At 60.1% G+C, this 15,127-nt stretch carries 15 protein-coding genes; 11 read left to right on the plus strand and 4 right to left on the minus strand.

Annotated elements, in window-relative coordinates; translation table 11 throughout:
- The first annotated feature begins 29 nt into the window (after window positions 1–29).
- The 11 genes from fabD to PG900_RS02995 all read left to right on the plus strand — a co-directional run bounded on the left by fabD (window position 30) and on the right by PG900_RS02995 (window position 9,447).
- Window positions 30–965: an ACP S-malonyltransferase gene (gene fabD / locus PG900_RS02945; protein WP_016350718.1), complete on the plus strand. Its 936-nt coding sequence runs from the start codon at window positions 30–32 to the stop codon at window positions 963–965.
- A 13-nt stretch (window positions 966–978) separates the two neighbouring features.
- Window positions 979–1,713 (plus strand): 3-oxoacyl-ACP reductase FabG, encoded by a 735-nt coding sequence (fabG, locus tag PG900_RS02950; RefSeq protein WP_005300916.1) that lies wholly within the window; start codon window positions 979–981, stop codon window positions 1,711–1,713.
- Between the two features lie 157 nt (window positions 1,714–1,870).
- Window positions 1,871–2,107, plus strand: coding sequence for an acyl carrier protein (gene acpP / locus PG900_RS02955; protein WP_005300909.1), 237 nt, complete (start codon window positions 1,871–1,873; stop codon window positions 2,105–2,107).
- Between the two features lie 82 nt (window positions 2,108–2,189).
- Window positions 2,190–3,431 carry a beta-ketoacyl-ACP synthase II gene (gene fabF / locus PG900_RS02960; RefSeq protein WP_017408413.1) on the plus strand — a complete coding sequence of 414 codons (1,242 nt, stop codon included), beginning with the start codon at window positions 2,190–2,192 and terminating at the stop codon, window positions 3,429–3,431.
- A 19-nt stretch (window positions 3,432–3,450) separates the two neighbouring features.
- Window positions 3,451–4,305 (plus strand): aminodeoxychorismate lyase, encoded by an 855-nt coding sequence (pabC, locus tag PG900_RS02965; RefSeq protein WP_270799879.1) that lies wholly within the window; start codon window positions 3,451–3,453, stop codon window positions 4,303–4,305.
- Window positions 4,295–5,296, plus strand: a complete 1,002-nt coding sequence (mltG, locus tag PG900_RS02970; protein ID WP_016350715.1) for an endolytic transglycosylase MltG — start codon at window positions 4,295–4,297, stop codon at window positions 5,294–5,296. Before pabC ends, mltG begins: the two co-directional genes overlap by 11 nt.
- Entirely contained in the window at window positions 5,296–5,937 is a 642-nt protein-coding gene (tmk, locus tag PG900_RS02975; RefSeq protein ID WP_270799876.1) for a dTMP kinase, read from the plus strand. The genes mltG and tmk overlap by 1 nt, the downstream gene beginning before the upstream one ends.
- A complete protein-coding gene (gene holB / locus PG900_RS02980) occupies window positions 5,922–6,869 on the plus strand; it encodes a DNA polymerase III subunit delta' (RefSeq protein ID WP_270830890.1) in 948 nt (315 codons plus the stop codon). The genes tmk and holB overlap by 16 nt, the downstream gene beginning before the upstream one ends.
- Window positions 6,870–6,890: 21 nt before the next feature.
- Complete coding sequence (locus PG900_RS02985) at window positions 6,891–7,670, plus strand: TatD family hydrolase (protein WP_270830891.1); 780 nt, start codon at window positions 6,891–6,893, stop codon at window positions 7,668–7,670.
- Between the two features lie 386 nt (window positions 7,671–8,056).
- Window positions 8,057–8,998, plus strand: a complete 942-nt coding sequence (locus PG900_RS02990) for a site-specific integrase (protein ID WP_411608499.1) — start codon at window positions 8,057–8,059, stop codon at window positions 8,996–8,998.
- A 179-nt stretch (window positions 8,999–9,177) separates the two neighbouring features.
- Window positions 9,178–9,447 carry a RepB family protein gene (locus tag PG900_RS02995; RefSeq protein ID WP_062726108.1) on the plus strand — a complete coding sequence of 90 codons (270 nt, stop codon included), beginning with the start codon at window positions 9,178–9,180 and terminating at the stop codon, window positions 9,445–9,447.
- Window positions 9,448–9,667: 220 nt separating this feature from the next.
- Here PG900_RS02995 and rsmF read toward each other — a convergent pair whose 3' ends face one another.
- The 4 genes from rsmF to PG900_RS03015 all read right to left on the minus strand — a co-directional run bounded on the left by rsmF (window position 9,668) and on the right by PG900_RS03015 (window position 15,074).
- Window positions 9,668–11,095, minus strand: a complete 1,428-nt coding sequence (gene rsmF, locus PG900_RS03000; protein WP_270830893.1) for a 16S rRNA (cytosine(1407)-C(5))-methyltransferase RsmF — start codon at window positions 11,093–11,095, stop codon at window positions 9,668–9,670.
- A gap of 130 nt (window positions 11,096–11,225) precedes the next feature.
- On the minus strand, window positions 11,226–13,778 hold the full coding sequence (locus tag PG900_RS03005; protein WP_270830894.1) for an MlaD family protein: 2,553 nt from the start codon (window positions 13,776–13,778) through the stop codon (window positions 11,226–11,228).
- Window positions 13,779–13,855: 77 nt separating this feature from the next.
- The gene (locus tag PG900_RS03010; protein WP_016350707.1) at window positions 13,856–14,464 is read right to left on the minus strand and encodes a paraquat-inducible protein A; all 609 of its coding nucleotides are present in this window, start codon (window positions 14,462–14,464) and stop codon (window positions 13,856–13,858) included.
- Window positions 14,442–15,074, minus strand: coding sequence for a paraquat-inducible protein A (locus PG900_RS03015; protein ID WP_016350706.1), 633 nt, complete (start codon window positions 15,072–15,074; stop codon window positions 14,442–14,444). The genes PG900_RS03010 and PG900_RS03015 overlap by 23 nt, the downstream gene beginning before the upstream one ends.
- Between the last annotated feature and the right edge of the window lie 53 nt (window positions 15,075–15,127).

Genomic DNA, 15,127 nt, shown 5'->3' on the forward strand with positions numbered 1-15,127 from the left:
CATTTTTGTCTTATCTAAAGGAATCAATGATGACCCAATTTGCCATTGCCTTCCCGGGACAGGGCTCCCAAACCGTCGGCATGCTGGCCGAGCTGGCGGAACAACATGCCGTGATCAAGGAGACCTTCGCCGAGGCGAGCCAGGTGCTGGGTTATGACCTGTTTGCCCTGGTGATGGATGGTCCGGCCGACGATCTGAACAAGACCTGGCGCACCCAGCCCGCCTTGCTGACAGCCTCTGTCGCGCTGTGGCGCCTGTGGCAACAGCAGGGTGGGGCAACCCCCGCCGTGATGGCTGGTCACAGCCTGGGTGAGTACTCCGCCCTGGTGTGCAGCGGTGCACTGGCCTTTGCCGATGCGGTCAAACTGGTTGAGCTGCGTGGTCTGGCCATGCAGGAAGCCGTGCCGGAAGGCACCGGTGCCATGGCCGCCATCATCGGCCTAGATAATGACGCCATCGCCGCCAACTGCGAAAAAGCGGCACAAGGACAAGTGGTCTCCCCAGTCAACTTCAACTCTCCGGGCCAGGTGGTCATCGCCGGCCACAAAGAGGCCGTCGAGCGTGCCAACGTGCTGATGAAAGAGTCCGGCGCCAAGCGTGCACTGCCGCTGCCGGTCTCCGTGCCTTCTCACTGCGCCCTGATGAAACCTGCCGCAGAAAAATTGGCAGCTGCGCTGGACGGGATCGAGATCAAGGTTCCTGCCATCGCTGTCATCAATAATGTCGACGTATCCTGTGAACAGGATCCGGCCGCCATCAAACAGGCTCTGGTGCGTCAGCTGTTCAGCCCGGTTCGTTGGACCGAGACTGTCGAGCGGATGGCCAATGAGGGGGTTACCCTCGAGATCGAGATGGGACCGGGCAAGGTATTGACCGGGCTCGCCAAGCGCATCGACAAGCGCGTGGAAGGTATTCATGCCAACGACGCCGCCTCTTTCGAGCAGGCGCTGGCCCAGATCAAGTAAACAGGAGCAAGTAATGAGCTTTACCGATAAGGTTGTGTTGGTGACCGGTGCCAGTCGTGGCATCGGCCGTGCAATTGCCGAAACTTTTGCGGCCCGTGGCGCCAAGGTAGTCGGCACGGCGACCAGCGAGAGCGGCGCCGAGGCGATCAGCGCCTATCTGGGTGAACAGGGTTGCGGCATGGCACTGAACGTGACCAGCCAGGAATCCATCGAAGCCGTCTTCGCCGCCATCAAGGCGCGTTTTGGCGACATCGACATCCTGATCAACAACGCCGGCATCACCCGTGACAACCTGCTGATGCGGATGAAGGATGATGAGTGGAACGAGATCATCGACACCAACCTCACTTCCCTGTATCGACTGAGCAAACCGGTGCTGCGCGCCATGATGAAGAAGCGCAATGGCCGCATCATCAGCATCGGCTCCGTGGTGGGAACCATGGGCAATGCCGGTCAGGTCAACTATGCTGCCGCCAAGGCGGGGCTGGTTGGTTTTACCAAGTCGCTGGCTCGTGAAGTGGCCTCCCGCGGCATTACCGTTAACGCGGTTGCCCCCGGTTTCATCGAGACCGATATGACCAAGGCGCTCAATGAAGAGCAGCGTGCCGGCATCATGAGCCAGGTGCCTGCCGCTCGTCTGGGCGATCCAAAAGAAATTGCCGCTGCTGTGGTATTCTTGGCATCGGATGATGCCGCCTACATCACTGGCGAAACCCTGCATGTTAATGGCGGGATGTACATGGTGTAATCAATTTGTCGTGAGATCTGTTCAAATTTGCGATAGTACGCCGAAGTTTGGCGAATTTCGTGGTTTGACCAGCGGCAAGCCACTTGCAAACTCACGTCAATTGAATAAACTACCCCAACCAGACGCAATAGCGTATTTTTAAAGGAAAATTCAGGTCATGAGCAACATCGAAGAACGCGTAAAGAAAATCATCATCGAACAACTGGGTGTTAAAGAAGAAGACGTTAAGAACGCTGCCTCCTTCGTCGACGACCTGGGCGCTGACTCTTTGGATACCGTTGAACTGGTAATGGCGCTGGAAGAAGAATTCGATACCGAAATTCCTGATGAAGAAGCCGAGAAGATCACCACTGTTCAAGCGGCTATCGACTACATCACCGCTAATCAGGAATAAGTTCCTGTTCTGAAAGAAGCGGCCCAAGGGCCGCTTCTTTTATGTTTACCCCTTTTCAAAACACCTCTCGGAGACTACCTCAGTGTCAAAACGCAGAGTCGTGGTGACCGGCTTGGGGATGCTTTCCCCGGTAGGCAACACTGCCGAATCCAGCTGGCAAGCCCTGCTCAACGGGCAGAGCGGCATTTCTCCCATCGAACACTTTGATGCCAGCGAGTTTGCGACCCGTTTCGCAGGCCAGGTCAAGGATTTCGATCCCGAGCAGTACGGTATCAACCGCAAAGAAGCTCGCAAGATGGATCTCTTCATCCAGTACGGTATCGCCGCAGGCATACAGGCGCTGGATGATGCCGGTCTCGTCATCAACGAGGCAAATGCCGAGCGCGTCGGTGTGGCGATCGGTTCCGGTATCGGCGGCCTGGGTCTGATTGAACAGAACCACAGCAGCCTCGTCAACGGCGGCCCCCGCAAGCTGAGCCCCTTCTTCGTACCGTCCACCATCATCAATATGGTGTCCGGTCATCTCTCCATCATGAAGGGTCTGCAAGGGCCGAACATCGCCGTGACCACCGCCTGCACCACAGGTACCCATGCCATCGGCATGGCCGGCCGGATGATCGCCTACGGCGATGCGGACGTGATGGTGGCCGGCGGCGCCGAGAAAGCCTCCACCCCGATGGGGATGGGCGGTTTTGCGGCAGCCAAGGCGCTCTCCAACCGCAACGACGAGCCAACCAAGGCCAGCCGTCCGTGGGATAAAGATCGCGACGGTTTCGTGCTGGGTGATGGCGCCGGGGTGCTGGTGCTGGAAGAGTACGAACACGCCAAGGCCCGCGGCGCCAAGATCTACGCCGAGCTGGTCGGTTTTGGCATGAGTGGCGATGCCTACCACATGACAGCGCCTCCCGCTGACGGCAACGGTGGCGCCCGCGCCATGCAAAATGCCATCAAGGATGCTGGCATCGCCCCCGAGCAGGTGGGCTACATCAACGCCCACGGCACTTCCACCCCCCTGGGTGACGTGGCCGAACTGCGCGGCATGAAAGCGGTGTTTGGCGAGCATGCCAAATCCCTGATGATCAGCTCCACCAAGTCGATGACCGGTCACCTGCTGGGTGCCGCCGGCGCCATCGAGGCGATCATCACGGTACTGGCGCTGCGCGATCAGATGGCGCCGCCCACCATCAACCTGGACAACCCGGATGATGAGTGCGATCTGGACCTGGTGCCTCATGTTGCCAAGGCTGGCAACTTCGAATATGCCCTCTCCAATTCCTTCGGTTTTGGTGGCACCAATGGCTCACTGATCTTCAAACGCGTATAATTCGCCCTGGGCGGATAGTATGGGCCCGATACGACAGTATCGGGCCTTTTTTATCGGAGGGATCCTTTTGCTGATCAATGGAATACCGACAGACAGCGTTTCCGCCATGGATCGTGGCCTGGCTTATGGCGATGGCCATTTCACCACCTTGCTGGTCAAGGATGGTCGCCCCGTCTGGTGGCCGGCTCATCTGGCACGGCTGCAGCAAGCAAGCGCCAGACTCGGCCTTGCCGAGGTGGACTGGCAACGCCTTGGTGACGAGGTCGCCGGGATGGCTCGCGATCAGACGCTGGCGGTGATCAAGGTGATGCTGACCCGAGGCAGTGGTGGCCGGGGGTATGATGGTACTGCCTGCCATGCGCCGACCCGGATCCTGTCGCTGGCCGCTTACCCGGCTCACTATTCAGCGTGGCAGCAAACCGGCATTCCCCTGCTGGTATGCCAGAAACGACTGGGCGACGCCCCCATGCTGGCGGGCCTCAAGACCCTCAACCGGCTGGAGCAGGTGCTGCTGAAAAGCGAACTTGCGGCGCGTTCGGGAGTCGAAGGTATAGTCTTGAACAGCCGGGGATTTCTGGTAGAAGGGGTCAGTGCCAATCTGTTTTGGCGCCGTGGCAGAACGGTGTTTACGCCGGATCTTACCCACTGCGGCATAGACGGCATCATGCGGCGCCATGTGATGGCAATGCTAAAACAGATGAGCATTGAACTGCGTGTCGTGGAGGCTCCGCTGGAGTCACTGTGGCAGGCCGAAGAGGTATGGCTGACCAATACCCTGATGGGCATAGTGCCGGTGACCGGCATCGGGGAGACCCAATATGCCAGTCCGGTATTGATCCGCCGTTTACAGGAGCGTTTGGTCATTGAAGTTTAATCGGCTTTACACCCTGCTCGCGGGCGCGGCGCTGACAGTCGCCGTGGCCGGGGGCTATGTACATTACAAATGGCAGCAGGTGGAGACGCTCACCAACAAGGGGCCGACCCGCCTCTTTACCGTCGAGAAGGGGGCCCATGCGGCGCGCCTGATCGCCGAACTGGGGGAGGGGGAAACCAGTCCCTGGGCGGTGCGGCTCTGGCTGCGCGGTCACCCCGAGCTGGTTGCCATCAAATCCGGCACCTATGAAATCAAGGAGGGGGCTCCGCTCAAGGAGACCCTCTCCCTGTTCGCCTCCGGCAAGGAGTTTCACTTCAGCCTGACCTTCGTCGAAGGATCCCGTTTCGAGGATTGGCTGAAGCAGCTGGCCAGCGCCCCTTATCTGGAGCGGTTGACGGTGGAGCAGAGCGAAGCGGATCTGGCTCAGGAGCTTGGCATCGACAATGGCAAGCTGGAGGGGTGGTTCCTGCCGGAAACCTACGCCTATACCACTCATGCCAGCGATATTTCCATCCTGCGTCGCGCCTATCAGGACATGCGAGCCTTTCTGCAGCAGAGCTGGGACAAGCGCCAGGCCAATCTGCCTTACAAGACCCCTTATGAGGCGCTGATCATGGCCTCGATCATCGAAAAAGAGACCGGTCAGCCGGAAGAGCGGGCCCAGATTGCCTCGGTATTCGTCAATCGCCTGCGTCTTGGCATGAAGCTGCAGACCGATCCCACCGTCATCTACGGGGTGAAGGACAGGTATGATGGCAACATCCGCCGCAGCGACCTGACCGATGTGAACCCCTACAACACCTATGTGATCGACGGCTTGCCGCCCACGCCCATCGCCATGCCGGGCAAGGCTTCCATCGAGGCGGCGCTCAACCCCAAATCGACCGACTACCTCTATTTTGTCGCCAAAGGGGGCGGAGCCCACTACTTCTCCAAGACCCTCGATGAACACAATCGGGCGGTCCGCGAATACATATTGAAGAAACCCTAATGTCTAAATTTATCGTGATTGAAGGACTGGAAGGAGCAGGTAAGAGCTCCGCGGTGCGTTATGTGACCGACTATCTGCATGGCCACGGCGTGGCGCGGATCGAGTGTACCCGTGAGCCGGGCGGTACCCCGCTGGCGGAGCGGATGCGGGCTATCGTCAAGGAGGTGCACGACGAGCGCCTCACCATCGAAGCCGAACTGTTGCTGATGTACGCCTCCCGGGTCCAGCTGGTCGAGACCCGCATCAAGCCGGCGCTGGCCGACGGCATCTGGGTGGTGGGCGATCGCCACGATCTCTCGTCCCAGGCCTATCAGGGCGGTGGCCGTGGCATCGATGCGAATCTCATCGGTGCCATCAAACGGGCCGTGCTCGGTGACTTCAAACCGGATCTGACCCTCTATCTCGACATCGATCCTGCCATCGGCCTGCAGCGAGCCCGCCACCGCGGTGAGCTGGACCGGATCGAGCTCGAGCAGCTCAGCTTCTTCGAACGCACCCGCCAGCGCTATCTGGAATTGGCCGCCGCCGATGAGTCAATCAAGGTGATCGATGCCGGCCAAGCGCCGGAGCAGGTCAAGGTAGCCATCGAGGCTGCATTGGCCCACTACCTGAAAGATGAGCCCTCATGTATCCCTGGTTGATCCCGGACTGGCATGCCTTGAGCCAGACCGCCGCGGCCGGCCGACTCGGTCACGCCTGGTTGCTGCTCGGTGATCCCGGCCTTGGCAAGGAGCAGCTTGCGGAACAATTGGCGCGCTTGCACCTCTGCCATCGGCCCGATCGGGGTGAGCCCTGTGGCCAATGTCACTCCTGCCAGCTGTTTGAGAAGGGCCATCATCCGGATCTGGGCCGCCTGACGACGGAGAGCAAGACCATCGGGGTCGAGGCTATCCGCGAGATCTGTTCGCGCCTGCAGAATTCGGCCCAGCTTGGTCGCGGCAAGGTGGTGATCATCCCCGATGCGGAGCGCATGACAGAGTCTGCCGCCAACGCCCTGCTCAAAACCCTGGAAGAACCGGCCGGCGACAGCTTGCTGCTGCTGATAGCCTCTCAGGTTTCCCGTCTGCTGCCGACCATTCTCAGTCGCTGTCACAAACATGTCTTCCAGTTGCCCGCCGAAGGTGAGACGGTGCGCTGGTTGGCCGAGCAGGGTCATCAGGCCACGCTGGCCCAGGTACGGATCTGCCAGGGGGCGCCGCTGCGGGTGCTGCGCTATATCGAAGAGCAGCAAGACAGTGCCCGCCGGGATCTGCTGGAGAGTTTCCTCGCGCTGGCACAGACGCCGACCCGGGCCAACCACGTGTGCGGTCTGCTGGCGAGCGATATCCAGGTCAGGCTGCATTGGTTGCAGCTGTTCTTGTGCGATGCTCTCAAGACGCAGGCCGGTTGTGGTCATCATCAGCTGGCGATGCCGGATCTGACGGCGCTCAGCCAGCAACTTGCCGGGCTTCATTCCAGCGAGAAGCTGCTGGAGGCGGAGCAACAGCTGGTCGAGCTGAAGATGGCCTGCCAGCCGGGGCAACTCTCCAATCCCACCATCCATCTGATGAACTGGCTGACTCGCTGGTTATAGATCTCGCTACAAAGGTTTTATATGTTACTCGTTGATTCCCATTGTCATCTCGATCGCCTGAGCTATGGCAGCAAGCAGACCAATATGGCCGATGTGCTGGTCAAGGCCGCCGAGCAGGACGTGGGATATTTTCTGTGCGTGAGCGTCACCCAGGTACAGTTCCCGACCATGCTGGAAGCGATCGCCCCTTATCCTCAGGTGTTTGCCTCCTGTGGCGTGCACCCTCTCAATCAGGAGCCTGGCGTCGATGCCGCCTTGTTGCTGACCCAGGCGGCAGATGAAAGGGTGGTGGCCATCGGCGAGACCGGGCTCGACTACTTCTATTCGCCGGAGAACAAGGAGGTACAGCAGGCTTCCTTCCGCGAGCATATCCGGGTGGCCCGTGCCCTGAACAAACCCCTCATCATCCATACCCGCGATGCCCAGCAGGATACCCTGCAGATCATGCGCGAAGAGGGGGCCGAGCAGGTCGGCGGGGTGTTGCACTGCTTCACCGAGTCGCTCGAGATGGCGGAGGCGGCCATGGCGATGGGTTTTTATATCTCCATCTCCGGTATCGCTACCTTCAAAAATGCGGCTGCTTTGCAAGCAGTGGTCAAAGCGCTGCCGCTGGAGCGGCTGCTGGTTGAAACCGACTCACCTTATCTGGCGCCAGTTCCGCACCGGGGCAGGGAGAACGAGCCGGCCTTTGTGCGCGACGTGGCCCAGTTCATCGCGGATCTGCGGCAAATACCGCTGGCCGAATTGGCACAAGCGACCAGTCACAACTTCTTCGAGTTATTCAAGTTGGCAAAGCGATAACAAACAACGCCCCGCATAGCGGGGCGTTTTAGTATGACAATCAGCACTATCATGACCCATCTAAAAACGATTATGGAGAGTTGTTATCTCTCACTTTCTGTGGTGAATGCTGACTAGGTAAAATCGCCAACCCCTGATAAAACGGAGCAGGGATCAGAGGGCGCTTGAGGAATAAATGAGGAGGATAAATGTGTTGAAAGCACACTTCATAAGTATCGATAATATTCATTATCGATACTTGATAGATCTACAAGATCCTGTAAGATCCAACGAAACTCCGCATTAAATCATAGAGTTAAGTGAACTACCCATACATCCAGGCTCAAACTCAACAAGCTTTGCAGAGTGTCTTCGATCCTCAATTGAACAGCCGGGCCAGACGCTTCTTGCGCAGCGCCAAAGCCGATTCCACCCTCAATGCCTATCAGGCCGATACCCGCATCTTCGTGTTCTGGTGTCAGCTGCATGGGCTCGATCCGTTGCAGACCACCCATCATGACATCATGAACTTCCTGGCAGATCAGGCCGATGGCATCCTGGCCGACTGGGTCTGGCTGGACAAAGAAGAGGGGAAGGGAGAACTGCGCAACGGTGAACCCCGCAAGCCGGCCACCCTGGTAAGACGACTCGCCGGCATTCGTTATGCTTTCAAGCAGAAGGGGATCCACCCCATGCCGACCGAGCACGCGGAGATAAAGGAGATGATGCGGGGCATAGTTCGGCTCGGTGACAACCGCAAACGCAAAACGGGGGCACTGACCCTGAAACCACTGGCCTGTGTACTCGACGAAATCGACACCGGCAATCTGGCGGGGCTGCGGGATTACACCCTGTTGCTGCTGATGTTCAGCGGCGCCTTGCGACGCTCTGAGGCGGCAAGGATTGAGGTGGATGATCTCGACTTTGTGGGGCAGGGGATCCGTCTTCGGCTCAAGCCCAGCAAGCATCAGCTGCATGAAACGGAGATCGCCCTGGTGCCCGGCAAACAGTATTGTCCGGTGTCGGCACTGGCGCGCTGGCTCAAACAGAGCAGGATCAGCGAGGGCGCCCTGTTTCGCCGCATGAATCGCTGGGGTCAGATCATGCAGGAACCGCTCGGTCCGCAGGGTATCAACCTGATGATCAAGCGGCGTACCGGTCAGGCCATCGACGATCTCCAGGTCAGTGGCCACAGTCTGCGGCGCGGCTTCATCACCTCGGCGGTCACTGCCGGCAAACCGATGAACAAGATCATCGAGGTCACCCGCCACAAGGACATCCGCACCTTGCAGGAGTATTTCGACGATGCCCACAAGTTCTCGGATCACGCTCTGGATGGTTTGCTGTAATATAACTGCGTCACTCATATTTTTATGTTAAATGATATCTTGTTGATCCAATGATATATTTGCAGCGCACTGAACTTACCCCATCAAGAGGGGGAGAGTCAGGCTCCTCACGTTCGTCAGCGAATGGTGAAGAATCGATGAGAGATAACAGGCGATAAAAATCAAAGTTGCAAGGTGATATGAGCCAGGAAATGAAAGTGAGCAGTGCGCAAGACAACGCCGAGCGGCAGCGCCAGCACGTGAAACGCAAACAGGAAACTCACAGCCGATTGCAATGCTGGATCAGCAATCGCCACGCCGAACGGTTGGCCATGCTGGGGTTGCAACTCGAAGACAGCCAGGCCTCTCTCATCGAGCAGGCCATCGATCTGCTCTATCAACATGAGCTGCAACAGGAACAAGCCGCGCCACATGTCGAAGTGCCAGAGCCGGCAGAGGTGCTCGAGTAAACGTACCGGCGGCATGATGCTTCATTGCGACATGCGAACGGCGAGCATAAAAAAAGCCAGGTACGAATTCCTTGTACCTGGCATAGGGGAATTGGCTCCTTGCAGAGCCGTGCGCTAACTGGTGTTCGGATAGCCTTAAGCTTAGACAAGGCTCAAGGCTTTTCAAGATCCACGTAAAAGTTCAACCGGAGTGTGGGTTTTCCTGCTCCGATGACACTCGTTACACGAACAGGTTGTTGTCGCGCACCAGCTCGCGGGGCAGGGCATTCTTGACCCGGCTGCCCACCCATTTCCCCATGCCCAGGGTATGGCCCTGATAACGAACGATCACCTCGCCAGTGCCGGCGGCTTGCTCCGGCCACACATCCCGCCCCATCATGAACTCCCGTGCATCAGCAATGCCGAGCTCGACGAATCCCTTGCTCGCGCCGTCGCCATATGCCAGCGCCCACTCATGGGTCAGCCGATAACCCTTCTTGAAGGTCTCCGCCAGTTTCAGCCCGATACGATCGAAGCGCAGCTTGCCCTGCACCTGTTCGAACAGCTGGGGGAAGAGCCAGATCTCCTCGCTGCGGCCAAACAGATTGCCCTGCGGCACGATCCCGAAGGCGGCTTCAATCTCCCGCAGCATGGGCTCGGACTCTTTGGCCGGCAGCGGCAAGAAGGGGAATTTGCCGAGCTTGCCCGGTTTGAACATGGTGTTGGGTACGGAGTGGTGCTTGCGCAATCTGGCAACGAAAAAGCCTTCACTGTCGAAGATTTGGGGCCAAACGTGCAGGTATCCTTCCGGTGTGCAGGCCTGTTCTGCAGTGGGGAAGAGATCGGCCAGCGAGTCAAAGCTGAACGCATCGCCGAACTTGTCCAGCAGTGACTGACAGACGGCCTGGTTCTCCTGCAGGCTCAAGGTACAGGTGGAGTAGACCAGTACGCCACCCGGTTTGAGGGCATGAAAGGCACTCTCCAGCAAGCCTTGTTGCACCGCGGCAATCTCGTCGATGCTCTCGAGGCTCCAGTTGCGCAAGGCGTCTTCGTCCTTGCGCACCGTGCCCTCGCCGGAGCAGGGGGCGTCGAGCAGGATGGCATCGAAGGTCTCCGGCAACCACTGGCCGAAGACCTTGGCATCGAAGTGGGTCATGCCCACGTTGGTCACGCCGCAGCGCTGCAGATTGGCGCTGAGCACCTTGAGCCTGCTGCTGGAATATTCGTTGGCAACCAGCATGCCCTGGTTGTTCATCAGGGCCGCAATCTGGGTGGTCTTGGAGCCGGGGGCCGCCGCCGCGTCCAGCAGCATGCCGTCGCGCCGGGTCTGCTCGCAGGCAAACAGGGCGGTGACCGGCAGCATGGAGCTCGCCTCCTGAATGTAGAAGAGGCCGCTCAAATGCTCGGCGGTGTTGCCAAGGGGCACGCTCTCGTCTTCACGGCTCAGCCAGAAGCCGGTGTCGCACCAGGGCACGGGATCGAGCTGCCAACCGAGCGGTTGCATCCGCGCCACAAACGCCGCCACCGATATCTTCAGGGTATTGACCCGGATGCTGCGCCGCAGCGGTCGTCGACAACTGGCCACGAACTCATCCATGGAGAGGTGCGCCGGCATGATGGCCGCGATATGGCGCAAGAAGTGATCGGGAAGATAGGTGTTGTCGTGCACGGTGCAGTCTCGTTGACCGAAAAAGAGGGGCGGTATCTTATCACAAGGGTAGGAATATTCTGAAAGCGCGGCGGGCAAAAACAAGCCCGGCACTGTGCCGGGCTTGAGTGAGCGTGGGTGAGGGGAGCGATCAGGGCTGGATGCGGGGGTTCCACTCCTGCCACTCTTTTTCCGCCTTGGCATGCAGCGGGTAACTGTGGCCGGCCTTGACGGTCGGCCCCATCTCTTTCTCCGGAGTGTTGAAGGCGATGCCGCCGGCGAGCAGGCTCTGCACCGTCTCTACCTCGATGGTGCCACCGGTCAGGCCGATATCTGCCTTGACCCCGGAGACGTTCCAGAAGCGGGAGTTGGCCCGCACCAGATGGGCGTACTCCTGCTCCACGTTGACGTCGATCAGCACCTCGCTGCCATCGCGGGCCAACGCCACCTTGGTCACGCTGCCCACCACCATCTTGCGAAACAGTAATGGGCTGCCGACGCTCAAGCCGTTGACCGACGCGCTCTTGAGGGTGAGCGCCAGGCCGGCTGGGCCGCTTTGGCTGAGGGGGAAGCGATCCTTGCCAGCGCCCTGACCGGGCTGCGCCTCCACAAAGGCGCCCTTGATCAGGGTATCGAGGTGGGCCACGCCGCCCAGCCCCAGCTTGGCCTGCACCAGAGTGAAGCGAGCGCCAGACTGCAGGAAGCGCGCGGCATACTGGCCATCCAGCTCGGCCTTGAAGATCACCTGACCCAAGGTAGGCTCCAGTTCAATCTGTTCAATCTTGCCGATGTCGACCCCGCGGTAGCGGATCGGGCTGCCGACCCCGAGTCCCGGGTTGGTGTCGGCCACCAGGGAGAGGGTCCGTACCTTGGCCTTGGCCTGCTCCTTGTTGTCAAACAGCTGGTGACTGCTGCGACCCGTGCCGAGCCGATCGAATTCGATGGCGCCGCGCAGCAGGGTGGCGAGGTTCCCCACCTTGACCTGCACGCCATCCACCCGCACCCGGGTGTCCAGCGCCGGCTTTTTCCAGAATTGCGGCTGCTGCTCCAACAGGGGGGCATAGACACCGGCGATCTCGAGTTCGATCTCCACCCCCTCCTTGGCGGCGCGCAGCGCATTGACCTTGCCTGCTTCAAGCCCCAGATAGAGCACGGGGGAACCGATGCCGATGCCATCAGCCTGCTCCGCCTTCAACATCCAGCGACGGGGCTTGGCATCCCGGGTACCGAGCAGGGCCAGCTCCTGGCTGGGATAGAGTCGGTTGACCCGCTCGCCGGCCGGCGCTTGCACCAGCTTGATGCCACCACCGATCCAGGCGCTGGCCGGACTGGTTTCCACCTTGATGCCGCTCAGATCGGCATCGATCTGCAGCGGCGCCGCCCGATAGAAACGGGCCCGGTTGAGCAGATGCTGATACTGGCTCTGCACGACTAGGGCCACGCTGGCGTTGCCGCCGCCATCCAGGATGAGCTGACTGATCTGGCCCACCTGCAAGCCCTTGTACCAGAGCGGCGCCCCCTCGTTGAGGCCGGCGAGATCGTCGGCCTGTAGCACCAGCTTGATGCCACCCGGTTGTTCTTTGCTGCTCAGGGTCATGGCCTTCACCCGCTCGCCCGCCACATAGTCGAGACGAATGGCCGGGCCCGCCAGCAGGCGATCCGCATGCTTGATACCACCGGCGCCGAGGGAGACGCTCTCCCACACCAGACGGCTGTTGCCGGTGATCCGAAACGCCTGCTCCGGGTTGATCAGCGCGGTCACCACCCGGCCCTTGTCGGTCAGGCGAATGGGGTCGATGCGGCCGATCTCGATGCCTTCGAACAGGATGGGCATCCCCTCCTTGATGGGTAGGTCCCCCGCCTGGATGTCAATTCGCTCGCCGCGGGCCGCCTCGGCCAAGCCTTTGTAGAGGGTAAAGACCTGGCCTTTCTCCGGCTCCGGAGAGTCCTTGGGAGAGTCGAAAGCGATGCCGCCGCTCAGGATGGAGGTGAGGCTGCCGGCCTCCACATTGACCCCGGCCAGGCTGAAGGAGCCCTTGATGCCGCTGATGTTCCAGAAGCGAGTGTCGGCCTTGATGAGGTGCTCAAAACGCGGCTCGATCACCAGATCCAGGATCACGTTCTGGTTCTCTTCGCCAAGGCGGGTATTGATGACGCTGCCCACCTCGATGCCGCGAAAATAGAGTTTGGCGCCGATGCCGACCGAGCCAAGCGAATCGGCAGTCAGGTGCAGCATCCGCCCCTGGGCCTGATAACCGGGGGGAGGGCCGTCCAGCGCATCGAACTCCTCCTGCAGCGGGTTGTTGTCACGCCCGGGCTGCAGGTTGATGTAGTTGCCGGAGACCAGGGTATCGAGGCCGGAGATCTCGGTGAGCGACGCCTTGGGGCTCACCAGCCAGAAATCCGAGCCTTTGCGGATGAGCGGGCGGGCCCGGCTGTCAATCTTGGCCAGCACGGCTATCTTGCGGCCATCCTCGGCCAGCTCCAGCTCCTGCACCACCCCGATGGCGACACCCTGATAGCGCACCTGAGTCTTGCCCGGCAGGATACCGTTGCCCTGGGCGAAGTTGATGCGGATCAGCTGGCCACTGCTGGCAAACTGCTGGTAGATGAAGCCCCCCGCCAGCAACAGGGCGATAAAGGGCAGCAACCAGACGGGTGACAACCAGCGACGCTTCTCAATGACGGGTTCAGCCCCGATCATACCGACTCCTTAATTGGCTGAGATAAACAGCAGTTCAGATAAAGACAAACAGTTTCAGGCATATGTGATGGCCGACCCTAGCGGGCCGCCTTGTCCCACAGCAGGCGCGTATCCAGCATGCGGGCCGACATCATGGTCAGCACCACCACGCCGGCAAAGGCGGTGGCGCCGGGGCCGGCCCGCACGTTGAGCAGCACGCCGCGATCCACCAGGGCCACCATCAGCGAGATGACGAACAAGTCCAGCATGGACCAGCGGCCGATGAAATCGATGATGCGATACATGATGAGCTGGCGTTTGCGCCGCACCGGCTTGGTTCGCTGCAGCTGCCAGCAGATCCAGCCCAGCCCCAGGATCTTGCCCACCGGCACTATGATGCTGGCGGTGAGGACGATGGTGGCGATGCCAGACATCTTGCTGCGATAGAGCATCATGATACCGCTGAAGATGGTGTCGGACTGCAACAATCCCTTGTTGTAGAAATGGGTGATAGGCAGCAGGTTGGCGGGCAACAGCATGAAGCTGGCCAGCGCCAGCAACCCCCAGGACCAGGCCAGGGAGTGGGGAATGCGCACCTGCAGCCGGCTGTGACAACGAGGGCAGACGCTGCCCGCCTGATAGCGCACCAGCAGGCCGCAGGTGTGGCAGCGGCAAAGCCCCAGTTCACGGGCGCTGGTCTGGGACATGGTCCGGCTCCTCCAGCGGTACTCGCTCCCAGTAGGGGGCCGGGTCAAACAGGATCAGCAGGGTCAGGTTGAGCAGCATCAGGATCCCCAGGCTCAACAGACCGCCGCCGAGACGCACGTCGGCAATGTCGATCAGCTTGAACAGGGCGACCAGCAGGCTGACGATGTAGACCTCCAGCATGGCCCAGTGACGAAACACCTCCACCGCCTTCAGGGTTGGCGCCAGTATGTGCCAGCGTTTGGCAAGGCCCGAGGCCAGCGCAAAGATCCCGAGCAGCAAGCCCACCGGCGCCAGCACGGCGCACCAGAACACCAGCCCCGCCACCCAGATCTCGTGCTCGAGCAGCAGCACCATGATGCCCTTGAGCAGGTTGGCGTCCGAGTTGACGCCGGCCAGGCGCAGGTAGATCAGCGGTTCGAAGAAGGCGGATGGGAGCAACAGGAAGCCGGTGATGGTCAGCGCCATCAATTGGGAGGGGCGAAATGCATAGCGCCCGTACAGATGCTGGTGACAGCGGGGGCAGTGGGCATGGCGCCTCAGCGGCAATAACTTGCGTTCGATCAGCAAGTCGCAAGCCGGGCAGACGATCACGGGATTGAGATCCGACATTACGATTCAACCTGTTGAAGGAATTGGTGAAATTTACCCTAAAACCCGCGTCC

The sequence above is a fragment of the Aeromonas sp. QDB03 genome (assembly GCF_027707985.1).
Classification (GTDB): domain Bacteria; phylum Pseudomonadota; class Gammaproteobacteria; order Enterobacterales; family Aeromonadaceae; genus Aeromonas; species Aeromonas hydrophila.